26 protein-coding genes and 1 tRNA gene are annotated in these 26646 nt (G+C 70.1%); 23 read left to right on the top strand and 4 right to left on the bottom strand.

The annotated features are described in order from the left end of the window. Positions 1–218 (top strand): LysR substrate-binding domain-containing protein (locus G7A99_RS05620; protein ID WP_240466109.1); only part of this gene is annotated, 218 nt, incomplete at its 5' end. A gap of 24 nt (positions 219–242) precedes the next feature. On the opposite strand, the gene queG is transcribed toward G7A99_RS05620, so the two are convergent. Further along, entirely contained in the window at positions 243–1322 is a 1080-nt protein-coding gene (gene queG / locus G7A99_RS05615) for a tRNA epoxyqueuosine(34) reductase QueG (RefSeq protein ID WP_163139157.1), read from the bottom strand. Positions 1323–1527: 205 nt separating this feature from the next. Here queG and G7A99_RS05610 point away from each other — a divergent pair, with 205 nt between their 5' ends. The 12 genes from G7A99_RS05610 (at position 1528) to G7A99_RS05555 (ending at position 14524) form a co-directional block, all read left to right on the top strand. Next, positions 1528–3006: an NAD(P)H-hydrate dehydratase gene (locus G7A99_RS05610; protein WP_163139156.1), complete on the top strand. Its 1479-nt coding sequence runs from the start codon at positions 1528–1530 to the stop codon at positions 3004–3006. Beyond that, positions 3003–3476 (top strand): tRNA (adenosine(37)-N6)-threonylcarbamoyltransferase complex ATPase subunit type 1 TsaE, encoded by a 474-nt coding sequence (tsaE, locus tag G7A99_RS05605; RefSeq protein ID WP_163139155.1) that lies wholly within the window; start codon positions 3003–3005, stop codon positions 3474–3476. The genes G7A99_RS05610 and tsaE overlap by 4 nt, the downstream gene beginning before the upstream one ends. Before the next feature lie 119 nt (positions 3477–3595). Then, positions 3596–4888 carry an N-acetylmuramoyl-L-alanine amidase gene (locus tag G7A99_RS05600; RefSeq protein ID WP_163139154.1) on the top strand — a complete coding sequence of 431 codons (1293 nt, stop codon included), beginning with the start codon at positions 3596–3598 and terminating at the stop codon, positions 4886–4888. A 36-nt stretch (positions 4889–4924) separates the two neighbouring features. Then, positions 4925–6841 (top strand): DNA mismatch repair endonuclease MutL, encoded by a 1917-nt coding sequence (mutL, locus tag G7A99_RS05595; protein WP_163139153.1) that lies wholly within the window; start codon positions 4925–4927, stop codon positions 6839–6841. Between the two features lie 2 nt (positions 6842–6843). Further along, positions 6844–7800 (top strand): tRNA (adenosine(37)-N6)-dimethylallyltransferase MiaA, encoded by a 957-nt coding sequence (gene miaA / locus G7A99_RS05590; RefSeq protein WP_205599745.1) that lies wholly within the window; start codon positions 6844–6846, stop codon positions 7798–7800. A gap of 107 nt (positions 7801–7907) precedes the next feature. After that, complete coding sequence (hfq, locus tag G7A99_RS05585; RefSeq protein WP_018717215.1) at positions 7908–8159, top strand: RNA chaperone Hfq; 252 nt, start codon at positions 7908–7910, stop codon at positions 8157–8159. 4 nt (positions 8160–8163) lie between these two features. Beyond that, the gene (hflX, locus tag G7A99_RS05580) at positions 8164–9462 is read left to right on the top strand and encodes a ribosome rescue GTPase HflX (protein WP_163139152.1); all 1299 of its coding nucleotides are present in this window, start codon (positions 8164–8166) and stop codon (positions 9460–9462) included. 100 nt (positions 9463–9562) lie between these two features. Beyond that, positions 9563–10831: an FtsH protease activity modulator HflK gene (gene hflK, locus G7A99_RS05575; RefSeq protein WP_163139151.1), complete on the top strand. Its 1269-nt coding sequence runs from the start codon at positions 9563–9565 to the stop codon at positions 10829–10831. Next, positions 10831–11754 (top strand): protease modulator HflC, encoded by a 924-nt coding sequence (hflC, locus tag G7A99_RS05570; protein ID WP_163139150.1) that lies wholly within the window; start codon positions 10831–10833, stop codon positions 11752–11754. The genes hflK and hflC overlap by 1 nt, the downstream gene beginning before the upstream one ends. 46 nt (positions 11755–11800) lie before the next feature. Beyond that, complete coding sequence (locus tag G7A99_RS05565; RefSeq protein ID WP_018717219.1) at positions 11801–11992, top strand: DUF2065 domain-containing protein; 192 nt, start codon at positions 11801–11803, stop codon at positions 11990–11992. 16 nt (positions 11993–12008) lie between these two features. After that, the gene (locus G7A99_RS05560; RefSeq protein WP_163139149.1) at positions 12009–13217 is read left to right on the top strand and encodes an ATP phosphoribosyltransferase regulatory subunit; all 1209 of its coding nucleotides are present in this window, start codon (positions 12009–12011) and stop codon (positions 13215–13217) included. Between the two features lie 14 nt (positions 13218–13231). Then, the gene (locus tag G7A99_RS05555; RefSeq protein WP_163139148.1) at positions 13232–14524 is read left to right on the top strand and encodes an adenylosuccinate synthase; all 1293 of its coding nucleotides are present in this window, start codon (positions 13232–13234) and stop codon (positions 14522–14524) included. Between the two features lie 320 nt (positions 14525–14844). Here the strand turns inward: G7A99_RS05555 and G7A99_RS05550 are convergent. Continuing rightward, positions 14845–14932: transfer RNA gene (locus G7A99_RS05550), tRNA-Leu, on the bottom strand. Positions 14933–15072: 140 nt separating this feature from the next. Here G7A99_RS05550 and rnr point away from each other — a divergent pair. The 10 genes from rnr to radA all read left to right on the top strand — a co-directional run bounded on the left by rnr (position 15073) and on the right by radA (position 24561). Further along, the gene (rnr, locus tag G7A99_RS05545; protein WP_018717222.1) at positions 15073–17403 is read left to right on the top strand and encodes a ribonuclease R; all 2331 of its coding nucleotides are present in this window, start codon (positions 15073–15075) and stop codon (positions 17401–17403) included. Continuing rightward, positions 17400–18143 (top strand): 23S rRNA (guanosine(2251)-2'-O)-methyltransferase RlmB, encoded by a 744-nt coding sequence (rlmB, locus tag G7A99_RS05540; RefSeq protein WP_163139147.1) that lies wholly within the window; start codon positions 17400–17402, stop codon positions 18141–18143. Before rnr ends, rlmB begins: the two co-directional genes overlap by 4 nt. Positions 18144–18278: 135 nt before the next feature. Continuing rightward, complete coding sequence (gene rpsF / locus G7A99_RS05535) at positions 18279–18647, top strand: 30S ribosomal protein S6 (protein WP_018717224.1); 369 nt, start codon at positions 18279–18281, stop codon at positions 18645–18647. Positions 18648–18657: 10 nt separating this feature from the next. After that, positions 18658–18987, top strand: a complete 330-nt coding sequence (gene priB, locus G7A99_RS05530) for a primosomal replication protein N (protein ID WP_018717225.1) — start codon at positions 18658–18660, stop codon at positions 18985–18987. A gap of 7 nt (positions 18988–18994) precedes the next feature. Next, complete coding sequence (rpsR, locus tag G7A99_RS05525) at positions 18995–19219, top strand: 30S ribosomal protein S18 (RefSeq protein ID WP_018717226.1); 225 nt, start codon at positions 18995–18997, stop codon at positions 19217–19219. A gap of 25 nt (positions 19220–19244) precedes the next feature. Next, positions 19245–20087, top strand: a complete 843-nt coding sequence (locus G7A99_RS05520) for a hypothetical protein (RefSeq protein WP_205599744.1) — start codon at positions 19245–19247, stop codon at positions 20085–20087. 46 nt (positions 20088–20133) lie between these two features. After that, positions 20134–20583: a 50S ribosomal protein L9 gene (gene rplI / locus G7A99_RS05515; RefSeq protein WP_018717228.1), complete on the top strand. Its 450-nt coding sequence runs from the start codon at positions 20134–20136 to the stop codon at positions 20581–20583. 145 nt (positions 20584–20728) lie between these two features. Further along, positions 20729–22114 (top strand): replicative DNA helicase, encoded by a 1386-nt coding sequence (gene dnaB, locus G7A99_RS05510; protein WP_018717229.1) that lies wholly within the window; start codon positions 20729–20731, stop codon positions 22112–22114. Continuing rightward, entirely contained in the window at positions 22111–23181 is a 1071-nt protein-coding gene (alr, locus tag G7A99_RS05505) for an alanine racemase (protein ID WP_163139146.1), read from the top strand. The genes dnaB and alr overlap by 4 nt, the downstream gene beginning before the upstream one ends. Before the next feature lie 3 nt (positions 23182–23184). Then, a complete protein-coding gene (gene radA, locus G7A99_RS05500) occupies positions 23185–24561 on the top strand; it encodes a DNA repair protein RadA (RefSeq protein ID WP_018717231.1) in 1377 nt (458 codons plus the stop codon). 208 nt (positions 24562–24769) lie between these two features. On the opposite strand, the gene G7A99_RS05495 is transcribed toward radA, so the two are convergent. Further along, the gene (locus G7A99_RS05495) at positions 24770–25891 is read right to left on the bottom strand and encodes a T6SS immunity protein Tli4 family protein (protein ID WP_163139145.1); all 1122 of its coding nucleotides are present in this window, start codon (positions 25889–25891) and stop codon (positions 24770–24772) included. A gap of 68 nt (positions 25892–25959) precedes the next feature. Next, on the bottom strand, positions 25960–26646 hold a 687-nt coding region (locus G7A99_RS05490), incomplete at its 5' end, for a T6SS immunity protein Tli4 family protein (RefSeq protein WP_205599743.1).

Below are 26646 nucleotides of genomic sequence, written 5' to 3'. Positions count from 1 at the left end.
CCACGGTGGGCCGCATGGTTGCCGCCGGCATGGGGATCAGCGTCCTTCCGGCGCTCAGCTTCCGCCAGATCGCCGTCGCCGGCCTCGGCTATCGACCCCTGGTCGAGCCGGTCATCGAGCGCCGGCTCGGCGTCATTACCCGGCGGCGCCAGCCCCTGTCCGCCGCGGCATCGGCGCTGCACGAGCTGCTGCGCGAACGGGCGGCCGAGGCCCCCTGAGCGGCGGCCTGCGCAGGGCAGCGGCTACGTCGGTGCCCCCAGCCGTTCCAGCGCCCACTGCACGTGCTCGCGTACCAGCTCCGAGGGGTGGGCGGTGCGCTCGCGCAGGGCGGCGACCGCCTCATCCGAGGCCGGGCCGTTGCCCAGGGCGACGGCGATGTTGCGCAGCCAGCGCTCGTGGCCGAGGCGGCGGATGGCCGAGCCCTCGGTGCGCTTGAGGAAGGTGGCCTCGTCCCAGCGGAACAGGCTGACCAGCGAGGCGTGGTCCAGCCCGTGGCGGGGCTGGAAGTCGGCCTCGTCGGTGGGCCGGGCGTAGCGGTTCCACGGGCAGATGCTCTGGCAGTCGTCGCAGCCGAAGATGCGGTTGCCGATGGCCGGGCGCAGTGCCTCCGGGATGGTGCCGTGGTGCTCGATGGTGAGATACGAGATGCAGCGCCGGGCGTCGAGCTGGTAGGGCGCCGTGATCGCCCCCGTGGGGCATACCGCCAGACAGGCCCGGCAGCTTCCGCAGTGCGCCGTGGGCGGCTCGTCCGCCGGCAGCGGCAGGTCGGTGAACAGTTCGCCGAGGAAGAAGTACGATCCCGCCTCGCGCGAGAGCACCAGGGTATTCTTGCCGATCCAGCCGAGCCCGGCGTTGCGCGCCAGCGCCTTCTCCAGCACCGGTGCGGAGTCCACGAAGGCGCGGTAGCCGAACGTGCCGGTGGCGGCCTCGATGCGTCGGGCGAGCTGCTGGAGGCGCCGGCGCATGAGCTTGTGGTAGTCCCGGCCCAGGGCGTAGCGGGCGACGAAGGCGCGCGCGCCGTCGGCGAGCACCGGGGCGTCGTCCTCGACGTCGTCGGGTCGGTAGTCCAGGCGGACGCTGATCACGCGCACCGTCCCCGGGTGGAGCACCGACGGACGGGCGCGCTTGACGCCGTGCCGGCCCATGTAGTGCATCCCGCCCTGACGGCCCTCGCGGAGCCAGCGCAGCAGGTGCGCTTCGTCCTGGCTGAGGTCCGGGGCGGCGATGCCGGCGTCGCTGAAGCCGAGCTCCCGTGCCCAGCGCCGGATGTCCCCGGCAAGATCGGTCATGGACGGGGCGGTGTCGGTCGCGGCGTCTCTCATACGACTATTTTACTAGTCTTTCCGGCGGGATTGTCGTGTGTCGGGCGGGACACCGGAACGGCTCGCGGGCACCCCGTCCTCGTGGCGGCCCGGCCCGGCCGTATCAAGAGGGTGCTACGCCGCCGGGGCAGTCCTGCGTGAGTGTCCACGGGCCTGACCGTTATACTGCAAGGCTTTCCCGTTCGGCTGGAGCGCGGAGCGAGCCATGGAAGCGTTACCGACACGACTCTACACCCCCGAGCAGGTCCGGGAACTCGATCGCCGGGCCATCGAGGACCACGGCATTCCCGGCGAGCGGCTGATGGAGCAGGCCGGGCGCGCCGCCTACCGGCTGCTGCGCCGTCGCTGGCCGGAGGCCAGGCGCGTGACGGTGCTCTGCGGCGGCGGCAACAACGGCGGCGATGGCTACGTGATCGCGCGGCTGGCCGCGTCGGCGGGGCTGGACGTGCGCGTGGCCGCGGTGTCGGACCCGGAGCGCCTGAGCGGTGCCGCGGCGGACGCGATGGGCCGTTGCCGCGAACTGGTCGCCCTGGAGCCGTGGGATGCCCGGGCGCTGGACGACGCGGACGTCGTCGTCGACGCGCTGCTCGGCACCGGCCTGGACCGCGAGGTCGCCGGCGAGTACGCCGAGGCCATCGAGGCGGCCAATGCGCGCGCCGTGGGCCGACTCGCCGTGGATGTGCCCTCGGGCATCAGTGCCACCACCGGCGCCTGTCTCGGTGTCGCCTTCCGCGCGGACGTCACCCCGACCTTCATCGGCCTCAAGCAGGGGCTGTTCACCGGTGCCGCGCCGGACTATACCGGCACGGTCCGCTATGACGATCTCGACGTGCCCCCCGCGGTGTTCGGGGATATGCCTCCGGCCGCCTGGCGGGTGGACGCCGGGGCGGTGGCCGGGTGGCTGGCGCCGCGTTCGCCCGCGAGCCATAAGGGCCATTTCGGCCACGTGCTGGTGATTGGCGGCGATTACGGCTTCGGCGGCGCCGTACGCCTCGCGGCCGAGGCCGCGGCGCGCACGGGGGCCGGGCTCGTGAGCGTGGCCACCCGCAAGCGCCATATCGCGCCGCTGCTCGCCGCGTGCCCGGAGGTCATGGCCCATTCAGTGGACAGCGCCACCGCCCTGGAGCCGCTGCTCGGGCGCGCGAGTGTGGTGGCCATTGGCCCCGGACTCGGGCAGTCGGACTGGGGTCGCGGGATGCTGGCCGCCGCCGGCGGGTTCGACGGGCCGCTGGTCGCCGACGCCGACGCCCTCAACCTCCTCGCCGCGGAGGGGCCGGTGGCGAACCCGCGCCGGGTCATTACCCCGCACCCGGGGGAGGCGGCGCGCCTGCTGCGCCGCGATACCGCCGAGGTGCAGCGCGACCGGTTCGCGGCGCTGGACGAGCTGCTCAGCCGCTTTGGCGGGGCCGCGCTGCTCAAGGGTGCCGGGACGCTGATCGGTGCCGGCGACCAGCGCTGGCTGTGCACCGCCGGCAACTCGGGCATGGCGAGCGGCGGCATGGGGGACGTCCTTACCGGCGTGGTCGCCGGGCTGCTGGCCCAGGGGCTCGGCGTGGGCGAGGCGGCGGCCATGGCCGCGGCGGTCCACGGCGGCGCCGCCGACCGTGCAGCGGTGCGTACCGGCCGCCGGGCGCTGCTCGCCCGGGACGTGATCGATGCGCTGTCCGGGGGTCTGCCGGAATGAGCGGGCTCACGCGTGTCCTCCCGGATGCCGCCGCCACCGAGGCGGTGGGTGCGGCGCTTGCCGCCTGCCTGCCGGAGGCGCTGACGGTGACCCTCGCCGGCGACCTCGGCGCAGGCAAGACCACCCTCGCGCGCGCCGTGCTCCGCGGGCTCGGGCACACGGGCGCGGTGCGCAGTCCGACCTATACCCTCATCGAGCCCTATGAATGCGGCGGCCGGCGGGTCTTCCACCTGGACCTCTATCGCCTTGCCGACCCGGAGGAGCTGGAATTCCTCGGCCTGCGTGATCTCTTCGAGCGGCCTGCCGTGGTGCTCTTGGAGTGGCCGGAGCGCGGCGCCGGCGCGCTCCCGGCGCCCGACCTGCGGCTGGCCCTCGACGCCGACGGGGCGGGGCGGACGTTGACGGTCGAGGCTTGTAGCGAGGCGGGCGAGACGGTGCTCTCCGCGCTGCGTGCACACCTCCCGGATTGAAGTGTTAATCCAGAAACTGCGTCTATCTCTCTGCTCAGTAAGAGAAAAGTATTGAAATACCCGGGCGTTTGTGCCTAACTGGCACCTGTAGCGTCCCGGAGAAGAACAGGAATCCCTTCATGCGCCTTGTGCTCGCGCTAGTGCTCAGCCTGATCGTCGGCGTGGCGCACGCGGCCCGTACGCAGGTCACGGACGTGCGCACGTGGTCGGGCCCGGAGCATACCCGCGTGGTGCTCGATCTCTCCGGCGCGTCGGATTACAAGATGTTCACGCTGGACAATCCCAGGCGCGTGGTCGTCGATCTGCCGGAGGCAGGGATCGCGAATACGGCGGTGCGGAGCGACGAGGTCACCGGCGTGCTCAAGGACATCCGCACCGGTGTGCGCCACGGCCGGGACCTGCGGGTGGTGCTGGATCTGGACGGCGCCGCCAAGGCGAAGGCGTTCACCGTCTCCCCCAACGACACCTATGGCCATCGCCTGGTGGTCGACCTGGAGAGCCCGAGCAAGCAGGCGGCCAACCGCAAGGCGGAGCGTGAGGTGCGGCGGCAGTCCGAGCGCCAGGGCGACCTGGTGATCGCCATCGATGCCGGCCACGGCGGTGAGGACCCGGGCGCCACGGGGGCGCACGGCACCCACGAGAAGGACGTCGTCCTCAAGGTCGCCCGCAAGCTCGCCGCGATCCTCGAGAAGACGCCCGGGTTCCGTCCCGTGCTCACCCGCAAGGGCGACTACTACATCGGCCTGCGCGAGCGCACCCGCAAGGCCCGGGCGGTAGGGGCGGACATGTTCGTCTCCATTCATGCCGACGCCGTGCGCCAGCGCAGCGTTCGCGGCGGCTCCGTCTACATCCTCTCCCGCCGCGGCGCTTCCGGTGAGGTCGCGCGCATGCTTGCGCGCAACGAGAACGCCGCCGACCGTATCGGCGGCGTCTCGCTGGACGACAAGGACGATATGGTCGCCTCGGTGCTGCTCGATCTCTCCCGCGCGGCGACCATCGAGGCCAGCACCGGTCTGGCGAATACGCTGATCGGGGAGATGGACAACGTCGGGCGGATGCACAGCCGGGACGTGGGCAAGGCCGCGTTCGTGGTGCTCAAGTCCCTGGACATGCCCTCGGTGCTGGTGGAGCTGGCGTTCATCTCCAACCCGCAGGAGGAGCGCTTGCTGCGATCCGCCAGCCACCAGCAGGAGCTGGCCTCGGCGCTAGCCGAGGGCATTACCCAATACGCCAACGCCCACCGGCCGCGGCTGCGCATGGCGGGCTCGAAGTCGCAGGAGTACGTGGTCAAGCGCGGCGACACCCTGAGCGAGATCGCCTCCAATCACGGCGTCAGCGTCAGCCGTCTGCGCCGCGCCAACGAGATCAACGGCGACACCATCGTCGCCGGGACGCGCCTGCGTATCCCGTGAACCGGGCCATGGCCGTGGCCCGGGTGAGCCCGCATAATGGACGCCATGGGCACCCCCGAGACCGAAACCCGAATACGTGAGCTGCCGCCCCTGCTGGTCGACCAGATCGCCGCGGGGGAGATCATCGAGCGCCCTGCCTCAGTGGTGAAGGAGCTGCTCGAGAACGCCATCGACGCCGGCGCCCGTCGCATCGACGTGGCGGTGGAGGCCGGCGGCAAGGGCCTGATCCGCGTGCGTGACGACGGTCAGGGCATGAGCCCGGCGGACCTGCGCCTGTCCGTCGGCCGCCATGCCACCAGCAAAATCCGTGAGCTCGACGACCTGGAGCACATAGCCAGCCTCGGCTTCCGCGGCGAGGCGCTGCCGAGCATCGCCTCGGTCTCGCGGCTGTGCATCACCTCCCGCGCCAGCGGCGAGGAGCATGCCTGGCGGCTGGAGGTGCAGGACGGTGAGGCCGGTGAGCCGGCGCCCGCGCCGCACCCGGCGGGCACCACCGTCGAGGTCCGCGAGCTATTCCACCGCACGCCGGCGCGGCGCAAGTTCCTGCGCGCCGAGCGCACCGAGTTCCGCCACGTCCAGGAGCTCGTGCGGCGTATGGCGATGAGCCATCCCGGCGTCGCCGTGAACCTCGAGCACAACGGCCGCACCGCGATGCAGCTCCCTGCAGCGGGTAACCGTGCGGCGTGGGGCCAGCGCCTGGCCGAGCTCACCGGCCGGGCCTTCGTGGACCAGTCGCTGTTCCTGGAGACCGAGGCCGCCGGCATGCGCCTGTGGGGATGGCTGGGCCTGCCCACGGCCTCCCGCGGCCAGGCGGACCTGCAGTACGTCTACCTCAACGGGCGCATGATCCGGGACCGGCTGATCAGCCACGCCCTGCGCCGGGCCTATGCCGATCTCCTGTTCAAGGACCGGCACCCCGCCTATGTCCTCTACCTGGAGATCGACCCCGGGCAGGTGGACGTCAACGTGCACCCGACCAAGCACGAGGTCCGCTTCCGCGACAGCCGCCTTGTCTACGACTTCCTGCTGCGCCAGGTCCACCACGCCCTGGAGCATGCCGGCGATGCGGACGCGCCCGAGCCGGTGGCGCCCGCTGCGGAGCCGTCCCGAACGGAGACTGCAGCGGCACCGCCCCCGGCTCCGGCCGGCGGGCCGGTGGCGCCGCCCAGGCCGCCGCAGCAGGCCTCCATGGGCCTGCCGGTGGCGGAGGCCCGGGCACTGTACGGGCCGGAGGAGGGCGGTGTGCCGGCGGCCGGGGCGGAGGAACGCCCGGCGCAGGCCAGCGCCGCGGCGGACGGGGACAGCGGCCGCGCCGTCCCGTCGGCGCATGCGCCGTCCGCCGTGCAGCCGCGGGAGGTCTCCGGCGAGGCGCCGCCCCTGGGCTTCGCGCTGGCTCAGCTTCACGGCGTGTACGTGCTCGCGCAGGACGATGACGGCCTGATCCTGGTGGACATGCATGCCGCCCACGAGCGCATCGTCTACGAACGCCTCAAGGACCAGGTGGCGGAGCAGGGCGTGGCCTCGCAGCCGCTGCTGGTGCCGGTGCGGGTGTCGGTGACACCGCGACAGGCGGACATCGCCGAGGAGTACGCCGAGGTGTTCACCCGCCTGGGCTTCGAGGTGGACCGCGGCGGCCCGGACGTCGTCCATCTCCGCCGCCTGCCGGCGCTGCTGCGCACCGCCGACCCCGAGACGCTGGTCCGCGACGTGCTCGCCGACCTCCAGGCGGAGGGGCGCAGTGGCCGGGTGGAGGCCGCGGTGAACCACGTGCTCGCCACCATGGGCTGCCACGGTTCCGTGCGCGCCAACCGCCGTCTGAGCCTGGATGAGATGAACGCCCTGCTCCGGGAGATGGAGCGCACGCGCAATATCGGCCAGTGCAACCACGGCCGGCCGACCTGGACACGGCTGACCATGGCCGACCTGGACCGGCTGTTCCTGCGGGGCCAGTAGCCATGGGCGCGCCGCTGCCGGTGATCCTCCTCATGGGGCCGACGGCCTCGGGCAAGACCGCCGCAGCCATCGACCTGGTGGAGCGCTTCCCGGTGGAGATCGTCAGCGTGGACTCGGCCCTGGTCTACCGGGGCATGGACATCGGTACCGCCAAGCCGGGGGCGAACGAGCTGGCCCGTGCCCCCCACCGCCTGATCGATATCCTCGATCCCTCAGAGCGCTATTCCGCGGCGGGCTTCCGCGCGGATGCGCTGGCGGAGATCGCCGCCATCCATCGCGCGGGCCGCATCCCGCTGCTCGTGGGCGGAACCATGCTCTACTACCGCGCCCTCACCGAGGGCCTGGCGGACCTGCCGGAGGCGGACGCCGAGCTGCGCGCCGAGCTCGAGGCGCGGGCGCGGCGCGAGGGCTGGCCGGCGCTGCACCGCCAGCTTGCCGGCGTCGACCCGGCGACCGCCGCGCGGCTGCACCCCAACGACGCCCAGCGTGTGCAGCGGGCGCTGGAGGTCTACCTGCTCAGCGGTCGCACGCTCACGGAGCTGACGCGGGCGGCGCGCTCGGAACCCCTGCCGTTCAGTGTGGTCAAGTGGGCAGTGGCCCCTGCCGAGCGGCGCATCCTCCATGAGCGCATCGCCCGGCGTTTCGACGCCATGATCGAGCAGGGGTTCATCGACGAGGTCGCCGGCCTGAAGGCCCGGGGGGATCTGCATGCGGAGCTGCCGTCGATGCGTGCGGTGGGCTACCGCCAGGTCTGGGCCTTCCTGGACGGCGACTATGACCGCGAGACCCTGCGCGAGCGGGGTGTCGCCGCGACCCGGCAGTTCGCCAAACGCCAGCTCACATGGCTGCGCCGCGAACCGGATCTGAGGCACTTCGAGGCCACCGATCCGGCGCTGCGGCAACGCCTTAGGGAAGCCATGACCGGCGTGTTAGACTCATGCCAAGCGGTTGGGCCCTAGGGCTTTCGGGCGGCGAGGGAGGCCGCCCGACCGTCGATGAGCAGGCGCGGGTATGGAGGCTGCCGGCGCATAACAACAAGGGCCGAAGGCACGAAGGAGCATTTGGAATGGCCAAAGGGCAATCACTTCAGGAACCGTTTCTCAACGCCCTGCGCAAGGAAAAGGTACCGGTCTCCATCTATCTGGTGAATGGCATCAAGCTGCAGGGGCAGATCGAGTCGTTCGACCAGTTCGTGGTGCTGTTGCGCAACAGTGTCAGCCAGATGGTGTACAAGCACGCTATCTCCACGATCGTGCCCTCGCGCGCGGTCAGAGCCCACCAGCTAGAGGGGTCGGGTGCAGAGGAAAGCGACCAGTAAGCCGGTGACGGAGACCGCGCCGGCACAACTATTCGATCGTCCCGAGGGCGGCGAACGCGCCGTGCTGGTGCAGCTCGACGACGGTGGGGCCTCGCTGGACGAGACCCTGGAGGAATTCTCCGCGCTGGCGGTCTCCGCCGGCGCGGAGATCGTCGACCGGGTCGTGAACCGGCGGGACCGCCCCGATCCCCGTTACTTTCTCGGTCGCGGCAAGGTCGCCGAGCTCGGCGAGCGTATCGCCGCGGCCGGTGCGGACCTGGTCCTGGTGAACCACATGCTGTCGCCGGCCCAGGAGCGCAACCTCGAGCGCGAGCTCGGCTGTCGGGTGCTGGACCGCACCGGGCTGATCCTCGACATCTTCGCCCAGCGTGCCCGCACCCACGAGGGCAAGCTCCAGGTGGAGCTCGCCCAGCTCCGTCATATCGCCAGCCGGCTGGTGCGGGGCTGGAGCCATCTGGAGCGGCAGAAGGGCGGCATCGGCCAGCGCGGCCCGGGCGAGACCCAGCTGGAGATGGACCGGCGGATGCTCGGTCATCGCATCAAGCAGCTGGAGAAGCGTCTGGAGCGGGTGCGCCGCCAGCGCAGCCAGGGCCGGCAGGCGCGGCGCAAGCGCGACCTGCCGGCGGTCTCGCTGGTCGGCTACACCAATGCCGGCAAGTCCACGCTGTTCAACCGGCTCGCCGAGTCCACCGTGTTCACCGCCGACCAGTTGTTCGCGACGCTGGACACGACCCTCCGGCGGGTGCCGCTCCCGGGTGGCGAATCCGCGGTGTTCGCGGATACCGTCGGCTTCATCAGCGACCTCCCCCACCAGCTCGTGGCCGCCTTCCGCTCCACCCTGGAGGAGGTCATCGAGGCCGATCTGCTGCTGCACGTGGTGGATGCGGGCGCGGCGGATCGCGGGGACCAGGTCACCGAGGTCGAGGGCGTGCTCGGCGAGATCGGGGCCGGCGAGGTGGCGGTGCTCACCATCTACAACAAAATCGACCGGCTCGGCCAGCCCGCGCGGGTGGACCGCGACGAGCACGGCAAGCCGGTGGCCCTGTGGGTCTCGGCGAAGACCGGTGAGGGGCTGGACCTGCTGCCGGGGGTGGTGGCCGAGCGCGTCGGCGAGCGCCGTGCCCGCGGGCGGCTGCGCCTGCCGCCCAGCGAGGGGCGGCTGCGGGCACTGGTCTATCAGTCCGGCGAGGTGCTTGAGGAGCGCATGCTCGACAACGGCGACTGCCTGCTGGAGGTGAGCCTGCCTCAGCGGGAGATGGAGCGCCTTCGCCGTCACGAGGGATTGCCGACCTTTATCGACTGAGGCGCGTCCGCCTTGCGGCGGGCGCGCGGGCGTCATTAGAATCCGCCGCTGTGCCTGTGATCGGCCCCGGCGGGCCTGTCCAACTGGGAGTACTTCAATCATGGCCTGGAATGAGCCCGGCGGAGACAACCGGGACCCCTGGAGCGGCGGTGGCGGCAACCAGGGACCACCGGATCTCGACGAGGCGCTGCGCCGCGCGAAGCAGCGGCTGAGTGCCCTGTTCGGCGGCAAGTCCGGCGGCAATGGCGGCGGCTCCGGCCCGGACGGGGGCGGCGGACTGTCCATCGGCCCGACCGGCATCGGCGTGATCATCGTCGTGATCGTGCTCGGGTGGCTGGCCTCCGGCGTCTACATCGTCGATGCCGGCTGGCGCGGCGTGGAGCTGCGCTTCGGCCAGCACGTGGCCACCACCGGCCCCGGGCCGCACTGGCACCTGCCCTATCCCGTGGGCGAGGTGGAGAAGGTGCGGACCTCCGAGCGCCGGCGCATCACCGTCGGCTACGAGGCGACCACCGCCAACAACACCCGCACGGTGCCTTCCGAGGCGCTGATGCTCACCAAGGACGAGAACATCGTTAACGTGCACCTCGCGGTGCAGTACGACATCTCGGACCCGGCGAAGTACCTGTTCAACTTCCTCGAGCCGCAGCAGACACTGAAGTCGGTCACCGAGTCCGCCCTGCGTGAGACCGTGGGCAAGAACGAGCTGGACTTCATCCTCACCGAGGGGCGTGCCGAGGTCGCGATGCAGACCCGCCAGCGCATCGAGGAGACGCTCAAGGCCTACGACTCCGGGATCAACCTCGTCGAGGTCGCGATCCAGGACGTCCAGCCGCCGGAGCAGGTGCAGGACGCCTTCGCCGATGCGATCAAGGCCCGCGAGGACCGCCTGCGCCTGATCAACCAGGCGCAGGCGTACCAGAACGAGATCATCCCGCGGGCCCAGGGTCAGGCCGCCCGTATCAGCGAGGAGGCCGAGGCCTATCGCGAGCAGGTGGTCGCCCAGGCCAATGGCGAGACCGACCGCTTCGCCGCCGTGGCCAAGGAGTACAACATGGCGCCGCAGGTCACGCGGGAGCGGTTGTACATCGAGTCCGTGGAGGACGTGCTCTCGGCCACCGGCAACATCCTGATCGACTCCGGCAAGGGTAACGGCAGCCAGTCTCTGCTCTACCTGCCGGTCGAGAAGCTTATGGAGCAGAGCCAGCGCGCCCGCGCCGGTGTCGATAACGGTGATACCGGCAGCATGTCCGGTGCCGGCGGTGGCAGCTCGTCGAGCAGTGCCGGCAGCTCCGCGAGCTCCGGCAGCCAGAGCAGCTCCGGGGGCAACTGGAGCGAGAGCCGTCTGAGAACCCGGGAGAGCCGCTGATGAAACGAGGATTGCCCATCGTCGCCGTCATCGTCGTCGTGGCGCTGGTGATCGGCTCCATGTCGGTCTACACGGTCCGCGAGACCGAGAAGGCGATCAAGTTCCGTCTCGGTGAGATCGTGGACGCCAAGGTCGCCCCCGGACTGCACTTCAAGACGCCGTTCGTGAACAACGTGCGCTACTTTGATGCGCGCGTGCAGACCCTGGACCAGGACCCCCAGCGGTTCCTGACCCAGGAGAAGAAGAACCTCATCGTCGATGCCTTCGTGAAGTGGCGCATCGGTGATGTGCGTGCCTTCTACACCACCGTGCAGGGCTCGGTGCAGGCGGCGAACACCCGGCTCTCGGAGATCATCCAGGAGGGGCTGCGCAACGAGTTCGGCTCGCGCACCATCCGCGAGATCATCTCCGGCGACCGCGTGCAGATCACCCGTATCCTGCAGAAACGCGCCTCCGAGGCGGCCAAGAGCCTGGGCGTCGACGTCGTGGACGTGCGCCTCAAGCGCGTGGATCTGCCGGACAGCGTGAGCGAGTCCGTTTACCAGCGCATGGCCGCGGAGCGCGAGCGCGTGGCGCGGGAGTTCCGTGCCGAGGGTGCCGAGGCGGCGGAGCGTATCCGCGCGTCCGCGGACCGCCAGCGCACCGTCATCCTCGCCAAGGCGCGGCGCGACGCCGACCGCATCCGCGGTGCCGGCGACGCCGAGGCGGCACGGATCTACGCGGGGACGTACTCCGACAATCCGGAGTTCTACGCCTTCTACCGCAGCCTGCAGTCCTACAAGCGCAGCCTTGACGGTCAGGGCGACGTGGTCGTGCTCTCGCCGGATTCCGAGTACTTCCGTTACTTCCGCCAGCCCGGCGGTGGCGTCCAGTCCAGCGGTGATGCGCAGTCCGGCGGCTCGGCTGGCGGTGGCGACGGCTGAGCGCCGTCGCCACCACCGCCGCCCGACCCCGGAGGCCTGACATCCCATGATGCTGGAGGACCTGCTGAGCGCGCTCGCGCTGATATTGGTGATCGAGGGCATCATGCCCTTTCTCAGCCCGCGCACCATGCGGCGGGTGCTCTTCCAGATCGTCCAGCACAACGACCGGACGTTGCGCTGGACCGGCCTGGCGACCATGATCGCCGGCGTCATCCTGCTCTACCTGGTGCGCCACTGACGGCGCGGAGGCACTCATGACCGAGTCTATCCCGACCCGCGGCGAGCGCTGGATGCTCCCGGACGCGGTGGACGAGCTGCTGCCGCCCCGGGCCATGGCCCTGGAGCGGCTGCGCCAGCGCGTGCTCGGCTGCTACGAGCGCTGGGGCTACGAGCTGGTGATGCCCCCGGCGATCGAGTATCTCGACTCCCTGCTCACCGGCGCGGCCCACGACCTGGATCTGCAGACGTTCAAGCTCACCGATCAGCTCTCCGGGCGTATGATGGGTGTGCGCGCCGACATCACGCCGCAGGCCGCGCGTATCGATGCCCACCAGCTCCGCCGGGAGTGCCCGGTGCGGCTGTGTTACTCGGGCACGGTGCTGCAGACGCGCCCCGACGGGCTCACCGGTTCGCGCAACCCGCTGCAGGTGGGCGCCGAGCTCTACGGCCATGCCGGCGTCGAGAGCGACATAGAGGTCATCGCCCTGATGGTCGAGACCCTGCGCACGGCGGGGGTGGCGAGCGTGCACGTGGACCTCGGCCATGTCGGCATCTTCCGCGGTCTGGCCCGCCAGGCCGGGCTCGACGAGGCGGCCGAGACCGCGCTGTGGGATGCCCTCCAGCGCAAGGCCGTGGCGGACCTGGATGCGCTGTTGCGCGAGTACAGCGTCCCGGCGTCGGTCGCGGGCATGCTCGCGGCCCTGCCGGAGCTCACCGGCGGCGTGGAGGTGCTGGATCACGCGAACGAGCGCCTGGCGGAGGCCAGCGGGGCGGTCCATGACGCCCTGCGCCGGCTGTGGTCCATCGCCGGGGCGCTGGAGCGCTGGCTGCCGAGCGTGGCGCTGCATTTCGACCTCGGCGAGCTGCGCGGCTACCGCTACCATACCGGTGTGGTCTTCGCGGCGCTGGTGCCCGGCTTCAGCCAGGAGATCGCCCGCGGTGGACGTTATGACGAAATCGGCGCCGTGTTCGGGCGGCCCCGGCCGGCGACCGGTTTCAGCGCCGATCTGCGCAACGTGCTCGCCCTTGCCGACGAGGCGGGCGCCACTGGCGTCGTGCCGGCGGCGATCGGTGCCCCGTGGACCGACTCCACGGCGCTGTTCGAGCGCATCGACGCCCTGCGTGCCGCCGGGGAACGCGTCGTCTGGCTGCTGCCCGGCCACGAGCACGAGGCGGCGGAGATGGGCTGCGACCGGGTGCTCGTGCACAAGGGCGATGGCTGGGTCGTGGAATCGCTTGATTGAACGGAAGGAATTCAATGGGTAAGAGCGTCGTGGTCGTCGGCTCCCAGTGGGGCGACGAGGGCAAGGGCAAGGTGGTGGATCTCCTCACCGAGGGGGTATCCGCCGTGGCACGTTTCCAGGGCGGTCACAACGCCGGTCACACCCTCGTGATCGACGGCGAGAAGACCGTGCTGCACCTCATCCCGTCCGGGATCCTGCGCCAGGACGTGCTCTGCCTGATCGGCAACGGCGTGGTGGTCTCGCCGGCGGCGCTGCTCGAGGAGGTCGAGACGCTGGAGGCGCGGGGCGTGCCCGCCCGCGAGCGCCTGCGCGTGAGTCCGGCCTGCCCGGTGATCCTGCCTTCGCACCAGGCCCTGGACCAGGCGCGCGAGCGCGCCCGCGGCCAGGCCGCCATCGGGACCACCGGTCGCGGCATTGGCCCGGCCTACGAGGACAAGGTCGCCCGGCGCGGGCTGCGGATCGGGGATCTCTTCCACCGTGAGCGCCTTGCGGCGAAGCTCGGTGAGCTGCTGGACTTCCACAATTTCGTGCTCCAGCACTACTTCGGTGAGCAGCCGCTGGACTTCCAGCGCATCCAGGAGGCCTGCCTGGCCCATGCCGAGGCGCTGCGGCCGATGACCGCGGACGTCGCCGCGCTGCTCCATGACCGGCGCGACGCCGGTGAAAACCTGCTCTTCGAGGGCGCCCAGGGCACGCTGCTGGACATCGACCACGGCACCTACCCCTACGTGACGTCCTCGAACACCACCGCCGGCGCCGCCGCCGCCGGCACGGGGGTCGGGCCGCGGCACATCGACCACGTGCTCGGCATCACCAAGGCCTACACCACCCGCGTGGGCGCGGGGCCGTTCCCGACCGAGCTGTTCGACGAGCTCGGCGAGCATCTCGCCCGCCGGGGCGACGAGTTCGGCGCGACTACCGGACGGCCGCGGCGCTGCGGCTGGTTCGATGCCGTGGCCATGCGCCGCTCGGCGCAGATCAACAGCCTCTCCGGGCTGTGCATCACCAAGCTCGACGTCCTCGACGAGCTCGATACCCTGCGTATCTGTGTGGGTTACCGCAGCGACGACCGCACCAGCGCGGTGCTGCCGGCGGGGGCCGAGGCCGTCGCCGAGTGCGAGCCGGAATACGTGGAGCTGCCGGGCTGGCGGTGCTCGACGGTAGGCGTGCGCCGCTACGAGGACCTGCCGCAGGCGGCGCGGACCTATCTCAGCCGCATCGAGGAGCTGGTGGGTGTGCCCATCGACATGATCTCCACCGGTGCGGACCGGCGCGACACCATCGTGCTCAACAACCCCTTCGATTGAGCAGGCGTGGGCGGGGCGTCATCACCCCGCCCGGCTGACCCCTGACGGATCGCCGGCGCCCGTCCCGGGCCGCCGGTCGTGCTGGCACCGATCACCGACGTTGTCGGTACCCCCCCCTGGCCGCCGCGGATAGCACCGAAGGCATTGCGGTATTCGGCGTTGCCTGCTGTCGCCGGTGTCACTTCGGCGTCAGTCGCACCGGGGAGGCACCGCGGGTGCCGGGGCGGTCGTGTGACGCGTGGGTGGGGAGCGGCGGTGGCGACCTTCCTGTGGCCGCGCATAAAAAAAGGCGAGCCGTCAGGCCCGCCTTTTCCGTTGTCTGGTGCCGAGGAGAGGACTTGAACCTCCACGGGGATTACCCCCACTAGCACCTGAAGCTAGCGCGTCTACCAATTCCGCCACCTCGGCTTTCCTGTCGACTCGATTGCCTCTCGTCGACAAGCGGCGCAGAGATTAACCGGGGTGCGCGGGCCTGTCAATGCCCGGGTGCGATCGCGTATGCTGATTTGATTGACTACAAGCGCCAAGCAACGAGGACTACCTGCCGAATGGCGAAAAAACGCAGCGTCGATCCGGACACGGATCCGCATCTTGCCCGTGAGAAGGAAAAATACGGTAACCCGGTTCCCAGCCGCGAGTTCATCCTGGAACAGCTGGAGGCCGCGGCCCGGCCGCTCTCCCGCCGGGAGCTCGCCGAGCTCTTCGAGCTCGCGGAGGAGGACGACCTCGAAGGCCTGCGCCGCCGCCTGCGCGCGATGGAGCGCGACGGCCAGCTCGTGCGCAACCGCCGCAACGGGTACGTCGTGGTGGACAACGAGGAGCTCGTCCGCGGCCGGGTACGATCCGGCCCGGAGGGCTGGGGCATGTTGCACCCCGACCTGCCCGGCGATGATGTACTCCTCTCGCCGCGGGAGATGCGCAACCTCCTGCATGGCGATCGCGCGGTGGCACGCATCACCGGCGTCGACCGCCAGGGCCGGACCGAGGGCGAGATCGTGGAGGTGCTCGAGCGCGCCAACCGCTCCATCGCCGGGCGCTATTTCGAAGAGAGCGGCGTGGGCTTCCTGGTGCCGGACAACAAGCGTCTCCATCAGGACGTGATCATCCCCGCGGATAACCGCGGCGAGGCCCAGAACGGCGACCTCGTGGTGGTCGAGGTGCTCAGCCAGCCCACCAAGCGCCGCCAGCCCATCGGCCGGGTCACGGAGGTCGTGGGCCGTCATATCCCCGCCGGCAGCGAGATCGATGTCGCCGCGAGGGTTCACGGCATCCCGGTGGAATGGCCGGCCGAGGTTACCCGCGACGCCGAGGCCTTCGGCGACGAGGTGCCGGGGCCGGCGAAGCAGGGACGCACGGACCTGCGACAGCTGCCGCTGGTGACCATCGACGGCCCGGACGCCCGGGACTACGACGACGCGGTCTACTGTGAGCCCACGGACAGCGGCTGGAAGCTGCTTGTCGCGATCGCGGACGTGGCCCATTACGTCGAGCCCGGCTCAGCCTTGGACCGCGAGGCGGCGGAGCGGGGCAACTCCGTGTACTTCCCGCGCAGCGTCGTGCCGATGCTGCCGGAGGTTCTCTCCAACGGCCTGTGCTCGCTCAACCCGAAGGTGGACCGCCTGTGCATGGTCTGCGAGATGCAGATCAGCCGCGAGGGCAAGCTCCGGCGCTCGCGTTTCTACGAGGGCGTGATGCGCTCCAGCGCCCGGCTGACCTACGACGAGGTCAAGGCCATCCACATCGACCGCGACCCGGATGTGCGCCGGCGTTTCCGCGGCGTGCTCAAGCACGTCGACAACCTCTTCTCCGTCTACCGCGCCCTGCGCAAGGATCGCGATCGCCGCGGGGCGATCGACTTCGAGACCACCGAGACGGAGATGAGCTTCGACGACCAGGGCCAGATCGCGGGTATCCACCCGACCGAGCGCCACGACGCGCACAAGCTCATCGAGGAGTGCATGGTGCGCGCCAACGTGGCCGCGGCGCGCTTTCTGCTGCGCCGCCGGATACCCGCGCTGTACCGTGTCCATGAGCGCCCGGCGGAGGAGCGGCTGACTAACCTGCGCCAGTTCCTCAGCCAGACCGGGTTGCGCCTGGAGGGCGGCGATGCGCCTGAGCCCAAGGATTACGCCCGTCTGATGCAGCGCGTGCGCAGCCGGCCGGACCGTCACCTCATCGAGACGGTGCTGCTGCGCTCGATGATGGCCGCCGAGTACCGTCCGGACAACGTCGGCCATTTCGGCCTGGCGCTGGACGCGTACGCGCACTTCACCTCGCCGATCCGGCGCTACCCGGACCTGGTCGTCCACCGTGCGATCAAGCACGCCATCAACGGCGGCAAGCCGGCGGACTTCGGCTACCGTCACGACTACCTGGTGACCCTCGGCGAGCACTGCTCCATGACCGACCGGCGCGCCGAGGAGGCGAGCCGCGATGCGGAGATGACGCTCAAGTGCCGGTACATGTCCCAGCACGTGGGCACCGAGTTCAACGGCGTGATCAGCGGGGTGACGAGCTTCGGGTTGTTCGTGGAGCTCGACGGCGTCTACGTCGACGGGCTGATCCATATCACCAACCTGGAAAGCGACTTCTTCCACTTCGACCCCATCGGTCACCGGCTGACGGGGCAGCGCACGGGCAAGGAGTACCGTCTCACCGACCGTATCCGGGTGCTCGTCGCCCGCGTAGACATCGACGAGCGCAAAATCGACTTCCAGCCCGTCGCCCATCCCCTCGGGCCGGACGGCGAGCCGCTGGAGGAATCCGCCGTGCGCCGGCGCGGTGGTGGCCAGAAGAAGCAGAAGTCCCGCTCCGGCCGTCGCCGCGGTGGCCGCCGCCGCAGTAGTGGCGGCAGTGGCAGCGGGGGCGGCGGTAGTTGAGCGGCAACCTCCAGGTCCTCTTCGGCCAGCACGCGGTACGGGCCGCGCTGCGCTACGATCCCACCCGCGTGGTCGAGGCCTGGGTGGACGCGCGCCGCGGCGACGCCCGCGGCCGCCGGCTGCGCGAACAGCTCGAGGGGGTGGGGTGCCCCGTCCATACCGCCGACCGCCGGACCCTGGACCGCCTCGCCGAGGGCGGCGCCCACCAGGGCGTGGTGATCCACTACCGCGGCGAGCGCCCCCGGGGCGAGGACGACCTGGCGCAGATGCTGGACGGCCTCGACGAGGCGCCCCTGCTGCTGGTGCTCGACCAGGTCCAGGACCCGCACAACCTCGGTGCCTGTCTGCGTACCGCGGACGCCGCCGGCGTGCACGGCGTGATCGCGCCCCGGGACCGGGCCACCGGACTCACACCGGTGGTGCACAAGGTCGCTGCCGGTGCCGCGGCACGGGTGCCGTTCTTCCAGGTCACCAATCTCGCGCGCACGCTCCGTGGGCTGCGTGAGCGCGGTGTCTGGCTGGTGGGGGCGGCGGACGGCGCCGACGCCGCGCTCTACGACGCCGACCTCACCGGGCCGCTGGCGCTGGTGCTCGGCGCCGAAGAGTCCGGAATGCGCCGGCTGACGCGCGAGGCCTGCGATACGCTGGTGCGCATCCCCATGGCCGGTGCGGTGGAGAGCCTCAACGTCTCCGTGGCCACCGGCGTGGTGCTCTTCGAGGCCGTTCGTCAGCGGCGCTGACACGCGGTTTTGCGCCCGCCGCGTGTCGGGGTTATCATCCCGCGTTCGCCTGCTTTCGGGCGTCTCCTTGCCGTTCGCATTCGCGGGCGGCTTTCGTGACCCGGCCCATCGGTCAGTCAACCGCAAGGAGTGACAATGCGACACTACGAAATCGTATTCCTGGTCCACCCGGACCAGAGCGATCAGGTACCCGCCATGATCGAGCGTTACCGCAGCCTTATCGAGGGCAACAACGGTGCGATCCACCGCCTCGAGGACTGGGGGCGCCGTCAGCTCGCCTACCCGATCAACAAGCTGATCAAGGCGCACTACGTGCTCATGAACGTCGAGTGCACCTCCGAGGACCTGGACGAGCTCGTCTCGCTGTTCCGGTTCAACGACGCGGTGATCCGCCACATGACGCTGAGCCGTCAGGAGGCCGTCACCGAGCCGTCCCCGCTGGCCAAGAACCAGGAGGAGCGGCGCGAGGAGGAGCGCGGCGAGCGGGAGTCCGCCGACGCCTGAGCCGCGGCCCATGGCCGACAACCGTGTGTGCATCACCGGCCGCCTGGTCGATGCCGTCCAGCTGCGGTATTCGCCCGCCGGCGTCCCCATCGCGCGACTGCTCATCGAGCACGAATCGCGTCAGGTGGAGGCCGGGGTGGAGCGCCCGATCCGATTCCGGGTCGGCGTGCGCGCCGCCGGCGCGGTCCTGGCCCCGGAGGCCGGGGACTGGCCGCCGGGCACCGCGGTCACGGTGGAGGGATTCCTCGCCCGGGCGCGTCAGCGTGATGGCGACAGCCGTTTAATCATCAGCGCCGAGCGGATCAGCATTGCCGCCGGCGACGCAAACCATCGGGAGTGACGACGACATGGCACGTTTTTTCCGCCGCAGGAAGTACTGCCGCTTTACCGCCGAGGGCGTGAAGGAGATCGACTACAAGGATCTCAACACGCTGCGCAACTACATCACCGAGACCGGCAAGATCGTGCCGAGCCGCATCACCGGCACCAGCGCGCGTTACCAGCGCCAGCTCGCGCGGGCGATCAAGCGCGCCCGTTACCTCGCGCTGCTGCCGTACACCGACCGGCACTGACATGCGCTCACTGGCAGCGCTGGTCATGCGCGGCCGCATAGCGGCCATCGCCGTGACGGCGCTGACCGCCGTGGTGCCGCTGCTGCTGTGGATCAGCTCGGCAGTGGTGGCGCTGGTGACCCTGCGCCGCGGTGCCGGTGAGGGTGTTCTCACCGTTGCTGGTGCCACCGCGGTGCTGGCGGTACTCGCTCAGGCGAGTGTGGGCAGCCCGCTGCCGGCCCTGCAGCTGCCGCTGCAGGTCTGGCTGCCGATGGTGGCAGTGGCCGCCTGCCTCCGGGTGACGGTCTCACTGCCGCGGGCGCTGGAGGCGGCCGCGGCCCTGGCGGGCGTCGCGGTGATCCTCTTCCACCTGGTGGTGGGGGACGCCGGCGCCTACTGGCAGGGGATGCTGGAGCAGGCGGCAGGCCTGTTTGCGGACCCGGCCACCCGCGAGGCGCTGAACGCACAGGCGGGCCGGCTCGCGACGATGATGACGTCGCTGTGGTTCGGTAACCTGCTGCTGGTGGGTATTGCCAGCCTGCTGCTGGCGCGCTGGTGGCAGGCGCTGCTGTACAATCCCGGGGGGTTCGGCGCGGAGTTCCACGCCCTGCGTTTCTCCCGCGGGTTCACCTTCGCCTGCCTGGGCGTGCTCGTCGTCGGCTCTGTCGTCGGGGGCGGCGCGCTCTACGACGTGGCGCTGGTGGTGAGCACGGTGTTCGTCTTCCAGGCCCTGGCGGTTGCCCACGCGCTGGTCGGTGCGAAGGGGCTGAGCCGGGCCTGGCTGGTCGTGGTCTATGTGAGCCTCGCCCCGTTCGCGCGCATCTATGCCATCGCCGGCATGATGGACGTGTTCGTGGACGTGCGGCGCCGGGTCACGGAGTCCGCCTGAGACGGCGGGCGTGGATCGATTACTGGACTGGTTCTGGGGATTAGCAATGGAAGTCATTCTGCTTGAGAAGGTCGACAATCTCGGGGGGCTCGGCGACCGCGTTAAGGTGCGCGCGGGCTACGGGCGTAACTACCTGCTGCCGCAGGGCAAGGCGCGCATGGCCACCGAGGAGAACATCCGCTATTTCGAGGAGCGCCGCGCCGAGCTCGAGCGCCAGGCGGCGGAGCAGCTCGCCGCCGCGCAGCGCCGCGCGGAGCAGCTCGCGGGGCTGACGGTGACCATCACCGCCAAGGCCGGCGACGAGGGCAAGCTCTTCGGCTCCGTGGGCACCGCCGATATCGCCGATGCGGTGACCGCCGCCGGTGTCGAGGTGGAGCGCCAGGAGGTGCGTCTGCCCGAGGGGCCGCTGCGTGTGACCGGCGACTACGAGATCGAGCTGCACCTGCACTCGGACGTGGACGCCACCGTGACGGTCTCGGTCACCGCCGAGGAGTGACCGCACCGGCATGCCCGCCGGCCGGCGGGCATGCATCGCGGCCCCGCCTGGGGCCGTGCGGATGGGCAGCGGTGACCGTGGCGCCCTGCGGTGCCGCGGCCACCGGCAGTGAGCCGGCGCCCGGAGGCGGGCGCGGAGGTTGGAGATGGCCGACGCGCGTGCTGCGCTAACCGAGACGGAGGCGCTGAAGGTCCCGCCTCACTCCATCGAGGCCGAGCAGGCGGTGCTCGGCGGGCTGATGGTGGACAACGGTGCCTGGGACCAGGTCGCCGACCGGGTGTCCGAGGCGGATTTCTATCGCCGCGACCACCGGCTGATTTTCCGGGCCATGGAGACCCTGGCCGAGGGCGGCCAGCCCATGGACGCGGTGACCCTGTCCGAGTGGCTGAAGTCCAACGGCCAGCTCGAGGACGCCGGCGGCCTGCCGTATCTCGGTGCTCTCGCCAAGGATACCCCGAGCTCCGCGAACATCCGCGCCTACGCGGACATCGTCCGCGAGAAGTCCGTGCTGCGCCAGCTCATCGAGGCGGGCACGGAGGTCGCGAGTGCCGGCTACACGCCGGACGGCCGTGGCAGCGAGGAGCTGCTCGACTTCGCCGAGCGCACCATCTTCGAGATCGCCGAGCAGTCGCGCCGCGGTGGCCGCGGGTTCATCGGCGTGCGCGACATCCTGCCCAGCGTCGTCGACCGCATCGACACGCTCTTCCACCAGGACGGCGACGTCACCGGTCTGCCCACCGGCTTCAGCGACTTCGATCGAATGACCTCCGGGATGGAGGGCGGCGACATGGTGATCGTCGCGGCCCGCCCGTCCATGGGCAAGACCACCTTCGCCATGAACATCGCCGAGAACGTCGCCATGCACGACGGCACGCCGGTGGCGGTGTTCAGCATGGAGATGCCCGCGGACGCCCTGGCCATGCGCATGCTCTCCTCGCTCGGCCGGGTGGAGCTGCAGAAGATCCGCTCCGGGCGGCTGGAGGAGGACGACTGGCCGCGGCTGACCAGCACCATGAACCTGCTCTCGCAGGCGAAGCTGTTCATCGACGACACCCCCGGGCTCACGCCCACCGAGATGCGTGCCCGCGCACGCCGGCTCAAGCGTGAGCACGGCCTCGGGCTGATCCTCATCGACTACCTCCAGCTCATGCAGCTGCCGGGCTTCAAGGAGAACCGCGCCCAGGAGGTCTCGGAGATCTCGCGTTCGCTCAAGGCCATGGCGAAGGAGCTGGACGTGCCCGTGATCGCGCTCTCCCAGCTTAACCGTAGCCTGGAGCAGCGCCCGAACAAGCGCCCGGTGATGTCGGACCTGCGCGAATCCGGGGCGATCGAGCAGGACGCCGACGTGATCGTGTTCATCTACCGCGACGAGGTCTACAACGACGACAGCCCCGACAAGGGCACCGCGGAGATCATTATCGGCAAGCAGCGTAACGGCCCGGTGGGCACCATGCGCCTGACGTTCCTCGGGCAGTTCACGCGCTTCGAGAACTACATCGACGACGTTTACGGGAGCGAGGGCTGGACGTGAGCCGCGTGGCCCGGGCGACCATCCACACCGATGCGCTCGTGCACAACCTGGGCGTGGTGCGCGAGCGCGCGCCGGGGGCGCGGGCGATCGCCGTGCTCAAGGCGGATGCCTACGGCCACGGCCTGCGCCGCGCCGCCGCCGCGCTGGCAGGAGCGGACGCCTTCGCGGTGAGCTGCCTCGCCGAGGCGCTGCCCCTGCGCGAGGCCGGGCATGACCACCGCATCGTGCTGCTGGAGGGCTTCTTCGACGCCGACGAGATCGAAGACTTCGCCCACCAGCGGCTGGATGCGGTGATTCACGCCCCGTGGCAGGTCGAGTGCCTGGAGCGGGCCGCGCCGTCCCGGCCGCTGGATGTCTGGATCAAGGTGGACAGCGGCATGCACCGCCTGGGCTTCCGACCGGAGGAAACGGCGGCGGTTTACCGTCGCCTGCGCGACTGCCCCGCGGTGGGGGAGATCCGCTGGCTCACCCATCTCGCCTGTGCCGACGACCGCCGCGACGACACCACGCCGCGCCAGCTCGAGGCCTTTGCGCGGGCCCGCGAGGCGGGGCGGGGAGAGGCGTCCATCGCCAATTCCGCGGCGACCCTGGCCTGGCCGTCCGCCCATGCGGACTGGGTGCGTCCGGGCATCTGCCTGTACGGGGCGTCGCCGTTCATCGATGGCGGCGAGCGCCCGCCGCTGGTCCCGGCGATGACCCTGGAGGCGCGGCTGATCGCCGTGCACCGCCACCATCGCGGTGACCGGGTGGGCTATGGCGGGACCTTCACCTGCCCGGAGGACATGCCCGTGGGCGTGGTCTCCATCGGTTACGGCGACGGCTATCCGCGCCACGCGCCCAACGGTACCCCGGTGCTGGTGGACGGCCGCCGCGCGGCCCTGGCGGGGCGGGTGTCCATGGACATGCTCTGCGTGGACCTGCGCGGGCATCCCGGCGCCGCCGTCGGCGCGCCGGTGACCCTGTGGGGGCGGGGGCTGCCCGCGGAGGAGGTCGCCGGCCACTGCGGCACCATCGCCTACGAGCTGTTCTGCCGGCTGACCCCGCGCGTGACCTTCCGGGAGGAGTGACTGATGGCCAGGACGGCGAAGCCCCGGCGTCTGTACGTGTGCAGCGACTGCGGCGGTTCCTCGCCCAAGTGGGCGGGCCAGTGTCCCGAGTGCGGGGCCTGGAACACCCTGGAGGAGCAGATCGTCGAGGCCACGCCGGCCGCCGGCGGGCGGCCCCGGGGCCAGTACGCCGGCGACCGGGGGGTGCGCAGCCTTGCGGACGTGCCCTCCGACGAGGAGACCCGCTTCAGCGCCGGCATCGGCGAGCTGGACCGTGTCCTCGGCGGCGGACTGGTCCGCGGCGGGGTGGTGCTCCTCGGCGGTGATCCGGGCATCGGCAAGTCCACCCTGCTGCTGGAGATGGTGGCCCGGCTGCCCGCCGCGCACAGCGCGCTGTACGTCACCGGTGAGGAATCGCTGCGCCAAGTGGGCCTGCGCGCCAGCCGGCTGAACGTCGCCGCGGAGGGCCTGCGGCTGCTCGCCGAGACCTCGGTGGAGGCGGTGCTCGACGCCGCCGCCGCGGAACGTCCCGCCGTGATGGTCATCGACTCGATCCAGACCCTGCATACCGAGGGGCTGAGCTCGGCGCCGGGCTCGGTGGCCCAGGTGCGCGAGTGCACCGCCCAGCTCGTGCGCTACGCCAAGCAGACCGGCACGGCGCTGTTCCTGGTCGGCCACGTCACCAAGGACGGCCAGCTCGCCGGCCCGCGGGTTATGGAGCACATGGTCGACACGGTGCTGTATTTCGAGAGCGACGCCGGCAGCCGCTACCGCCTGCTGCGCGCGGTGAAGAACCGCTTCGGCGCCGCCAACGAGCTCGGAGTCTTCGCCATGCTCGACACCGGGCTGCACGAGGTGAAGAACCCCTCCGCGATCTTCCTCTCGCGCCACGAGCAGCCGGTGCCGGGCAGCGTGATCATGGTCACCCGCGAGGGCACGCGACCGCTGCTGGTGGAGGTCCAGGCGCTGGTCTCCGAGAGCCCGCTGGCGAATCCGCGCCGCGTGGCCCTCGGGCTGGACGGCAACCGCCTGGCCATGCTGCTGGCGGTGCTGCACCGCCACGGCGGCATCAGTACCGCGGGGGAGGACGTCTTCTTCAACGTGGTGGGCGGGGTGCGCGTCACCGAGACCGCCAGCGACCTGCCCAGCCTCGTGGCCGTGCTCTCCAGCCTGCGCGACCGCGCCGTGGGCCAGGAATGGGTGATGTTCGGCGAGGTCGGCCTGGCCGGCGAGATCCGGCCGGTACCGAACGGCCCGGAGCGCCTCGGCGAGGCCGCCAAACACGGCTTCCGGCGCGCGCTGGTGCCGGCCAAGAACCTGCCCCCCAAGGGCCAGCGTCCCGAGGGCCTGGAGATCATCCCCGTCAGCCGTCTCGACGAGGCGCTGGAAGCGGTTTTCTAGCTGAACCCCCCGATTCATAAGGCCCCGGGGCGTGGCCGCAGGCTGCCCAGGGTGGAATGCCACAGCCGGTTGGCTGAGTCCCCGGGCACGTCGCCGCCTTCCATGCGAATCAGAATGAATGGGTGGCCGGGGTCCGATACCTGTCCCTGTGCGACGAAGTTGTAGTCCCGCCCTGATGAAAACCGTGTGTTCGTTCATCCGGCACGAATCAGAAGGCGTTGGGGCGGGGCTGGAACGTGCGGGTGACGGCATCCCAGAGGCCCGCAGCCTCGGCGTCTGTCAGTGAAGCCTGGTCGATTCTCGGGTGCGTCCCGTCAGTGACGAACTCCCCCGTGCGAAGGGTGATGTCGACGTAAGGGGTTTCGGGGGAGCCGATCCTGCTGTTGGCCTCGATATTGAAATAATGCCCTCGCACGTCCTCGTCGGTGGTGCCGGTTGTCAGGACCTCCTCGGCCTGCTTGATGCCCTGGAGATCGACCTTGCCGTCACGGAGCATGGAGTGGTTCGGGTCTCTGGACAGGAGCGCTATTACCCCCGGTTTTCGCTCCAGCAGCGTGGTCTCTGCCGCGATCGTGGTGTTGGTATAGATGTTGAGATAGATGTCTTCATGGACGTTATCGACGAAGGTCATCCCGATGGATTCCTCCCGATAGGGCAGGGCGGCGCCGGGGATCGTCTCATCCGCCCCGCCGGCGAGGAATCCGTGCCCGAAGCACAGGCCGGGGCGTTCGGGTATCTCGTCGCTCTCGCGCGGGTGCAGGCGCTGCAGCAGGTGCTGCACCTGCTTGAGGCGCTCGGATTTGTTGGACGACATATAGGCGCGGTCCGCCTTGTAGCGCTCGTCGGTCAGGTCCGTTGCCTTGAGCTCGACGGAGAACATCGTGAACCCCTCGAATTTGTATCCCTCCAGGACCCTCAGTGCATCGGTAGCTCCGGGGCTTTCATTTCTGTCGAAAATAATGAATCCCGCGCTGCTCTCAATTACCCTTTTGAGGTAAGGGGAATAAACTTCACTGTCCGGTTTTTTCGCTTCCAGGGTGTTTTTCCGTTTCCCGATGAACCGGTCATACATCTGCCGGCTCATCGGCCGGGCGCTGATTTTCGCGTCGTTCACCGTCAGGCTGCTCGAGCTCAATGCCATGCGCTCGGGCATCTGCAGCTGAAAGCGCCCCACGCACACGGGGCGCATGGTCTGGGTGTAGCCCTCGAGCGTCTGTCGTTCCTGCTCGTTCATCGTCGGTATGCCTCGTTCGTATGCCCCGTAGCCCAATACCAGCAGCGCTATGGCCACGCCGATACCGGCTAAGACCCACAGCCGCGCTGTCTTCATGGCTTCACCCCGTGGTCGTGGGCGACTGCTATTGTGGTGGGCGTGGTTGGCATATCCCTCGGAACGGCTCAGAAGGCGTTGGGGCGGGGGTGGAACGTGCGGGTGACGGCATCCCAGAGGCCCGCGGCCTCGGCGTCTGTCAGTGAAGCCTGGTCGATTCGCGGGTGCGTCCCGTCAGTGACGAACTCCCCCGTGCGAAGGGTGATATCGACGTAAGGGGTTTCGGGGGAGCCGATCCTGCTGTTGGCCTCGATGTTGAAATAATGTCCGCGAACGTCCTCGTCGGTGGTGCCGGTTGTCAGGACCTCCTCGGCCTGCTTTATGCCCTCGAGATCGACCTTACCGTCGCGGAGCATCGAGTGGTTCGGGTCTCTGGACAGGAGCGCTATTACCCCCGGTTTGCGCTCCAGCAGCGTGGTCTCTGCCGCGATCGTGGTGTTGGTATAGATGTTGAGATAGATGTCTTCATGGACGTTATCGACGAAGGTCATCCCGATGGATTCCTCCCGATACGGTAGGGCGGCGCCGGGGATCGTCTCGTCCGCGCCGCCGGCGAGGAATCCGTGGCCGAAGCACAGGCCGGGGCGTTCGGGTATCTCGTCGCTCTCGCGCGGGTGCAGGCGCTGCAGCAGGTGCTGCACCTGCTTGAGGCGCTCGGACTTGTTGGTTGTCAGGTACGCGCGGTCCGCCTTGTAGCGCTCGTCGGTCAGGTCCGTTGCCTTGAGCTCGACGGAGAACATCGTGAACCCCTCGAA

The organism is Arhodomonas sp. KWT, assembly GCF_010993615.1.
This window is presented reverse-complemented; position numbering and strand designations above follow the sequence as displayed.

What these genes read in the sequence shown, in the direction of transcription:
- G7A99_RS05560 (WP_163139149.1), top strand. Translation starts at nt 12,009, where the DNA reads ATGACCGAGTCTATCCCGACCCGCGGCGAGCGCTGGATGCTCCCGGAC.
- rplI (WP_018717228.1), top strand. Translation starts at nt 20,134, where the DNA reads ATGGAAGTCATTCTGCTTGAGAAGGTCGACAATCTCGGGGGGCTCGGC.
- tsaE (WP_163139155.1), top strand. Translation starts at nt 3,003, where the DNA reads ATGAGCGGGCTCACGCGTGTCCTCCCGGATGCCGCCGCCACCGAGGCG.
- hfq (WP_018717215.1), top strand. Translation starts at nt 7,908, where the DNA reads ATGGCCAAAGGGCAATCACTTCAGGAACCGTTTCTCAACGCCCTGCGC.
- rpsR (WP_018717226.1), top strand. Translation starts at nt 18,995, where the DNA reads ATGGCACGTTTTTTCCGCCGCAGGAAGTACTGCCGCTTTACCGCCGAG.
- dnaB (WP_018717229.1), top strand. Translation starts at nt 20,729, where the DNA reads ATGGCCGACGCGCGTGCTGCGCTAACCGAGACGGAGGCGCTGAAGGTC.
- G7A99_RS05565 (WP_018717219.1), top strand. Translation starts at nt 11,801, where the DNA reads ATGATGCTGGAGGACCTGCTGAGCGCGCTCGCGCTGATATTGGTGATC.
- radA (WP_018717231.1), top strand. Translation starts at nt 23,185, where the DNA reads ATGGCCAGGACGGCGAAGCCCCGGCGTCTGTACGTGTGCAGCGACTGC.
- G7A99_RS05600 (WP_163139154.1), top strand. Translation starts at nt 3,596, where the DNA reads ATGCGCCTTGTGCTCGCGCTAGTGCTCAGCCTGATCGTCGGCGTGGCG.
- rnr (WP_018717222.1), top strand. Translation starts at nt 15,073, where the DNA reads ATGGCGAAAAAACGCAGCGTCGATCCGGACACGGATCCGCATCTTGCC.
- rpsF (WP_018717224.1), top strand. Translation starts at nt 18,279, where the DNA reads ATGCGACACTACGAAATCGTATTCCTGGTCCACCCGGACCAGAGCGAT.
- hflC (WP_163139150.1), top strand. Translation starts at nt 10,831, where the DNA reads ATGAAACGAGGATTGCCCATCGTCGCCGTCATCGTCGTCGTGGCGCTG.
- queG (WP_163139157.1), bottom strand. Translation starts at nt 1,322, where the DNA reads ATGAGAGACGCCGCGACCGACACCGCCCCGTCCATGACCGATCTTGCC.
- G7A99_RS05610 (WP_163139156.1), top strand. Translation starts at nt 1,528, where the DNA reads ATGGAAGCGTTACCGACACGACTCTACACCCCCGAGCAGGTCCGGGAA.
- G7A99_RS05555 (WP_163139148.1), top strand. Translation starts at nt 13,232, where the DNA reads ATGGGTAAGAGCGTCGTGGTCGTCGGCTCCCAGTGGGGCGACGAGGGC.
- mutL (WP_163139153.1), top strand. Translation starts at nt 4,925, where the DNA reads ATGGACGCCATGGGCACCCCCGAGACCGAAACCCGAATACGTGAGCTG.
- hflK (WP_163139151.1), top strand. Translation starts at nt 9,563, where the DNA reads ATGGCCTGGAATGAGCCCGGCGGAGACAACCGGGACCCCTGGAGCGGC.
- G7A99_RS05495 (WP_163139145.1), bottom strand. Translation starts at nt 25,891, where the DNA reads ATGAAGACAGCGCGGCTGTGGGTCTTAGCCGGTATCGGCGTGGCCATA.
- priB (WP_018717225.1), top strand. Translation starts at nt 18,658, where the DNA reads ATGGCCGACAACCGTGTGTGCATCACCGGCCGCCTGGTCGATGCCGTC.
- G7A99_RS05520 (WP_205599744.1), top strand. Translation starts at nt 19,245, where the DNA reads ATGCGCGGCCGCATAGCGGCCATCGCCGTGACGGCGCTGACCGCCGTG.
- miaA (WP_205599745.1), top strand. Translation starts at nt 6,844, where the DNA reads ATGGGCGCGCCGCTGCCGGTGATCCTCCTCATGGGGCCGACGGCCTCG.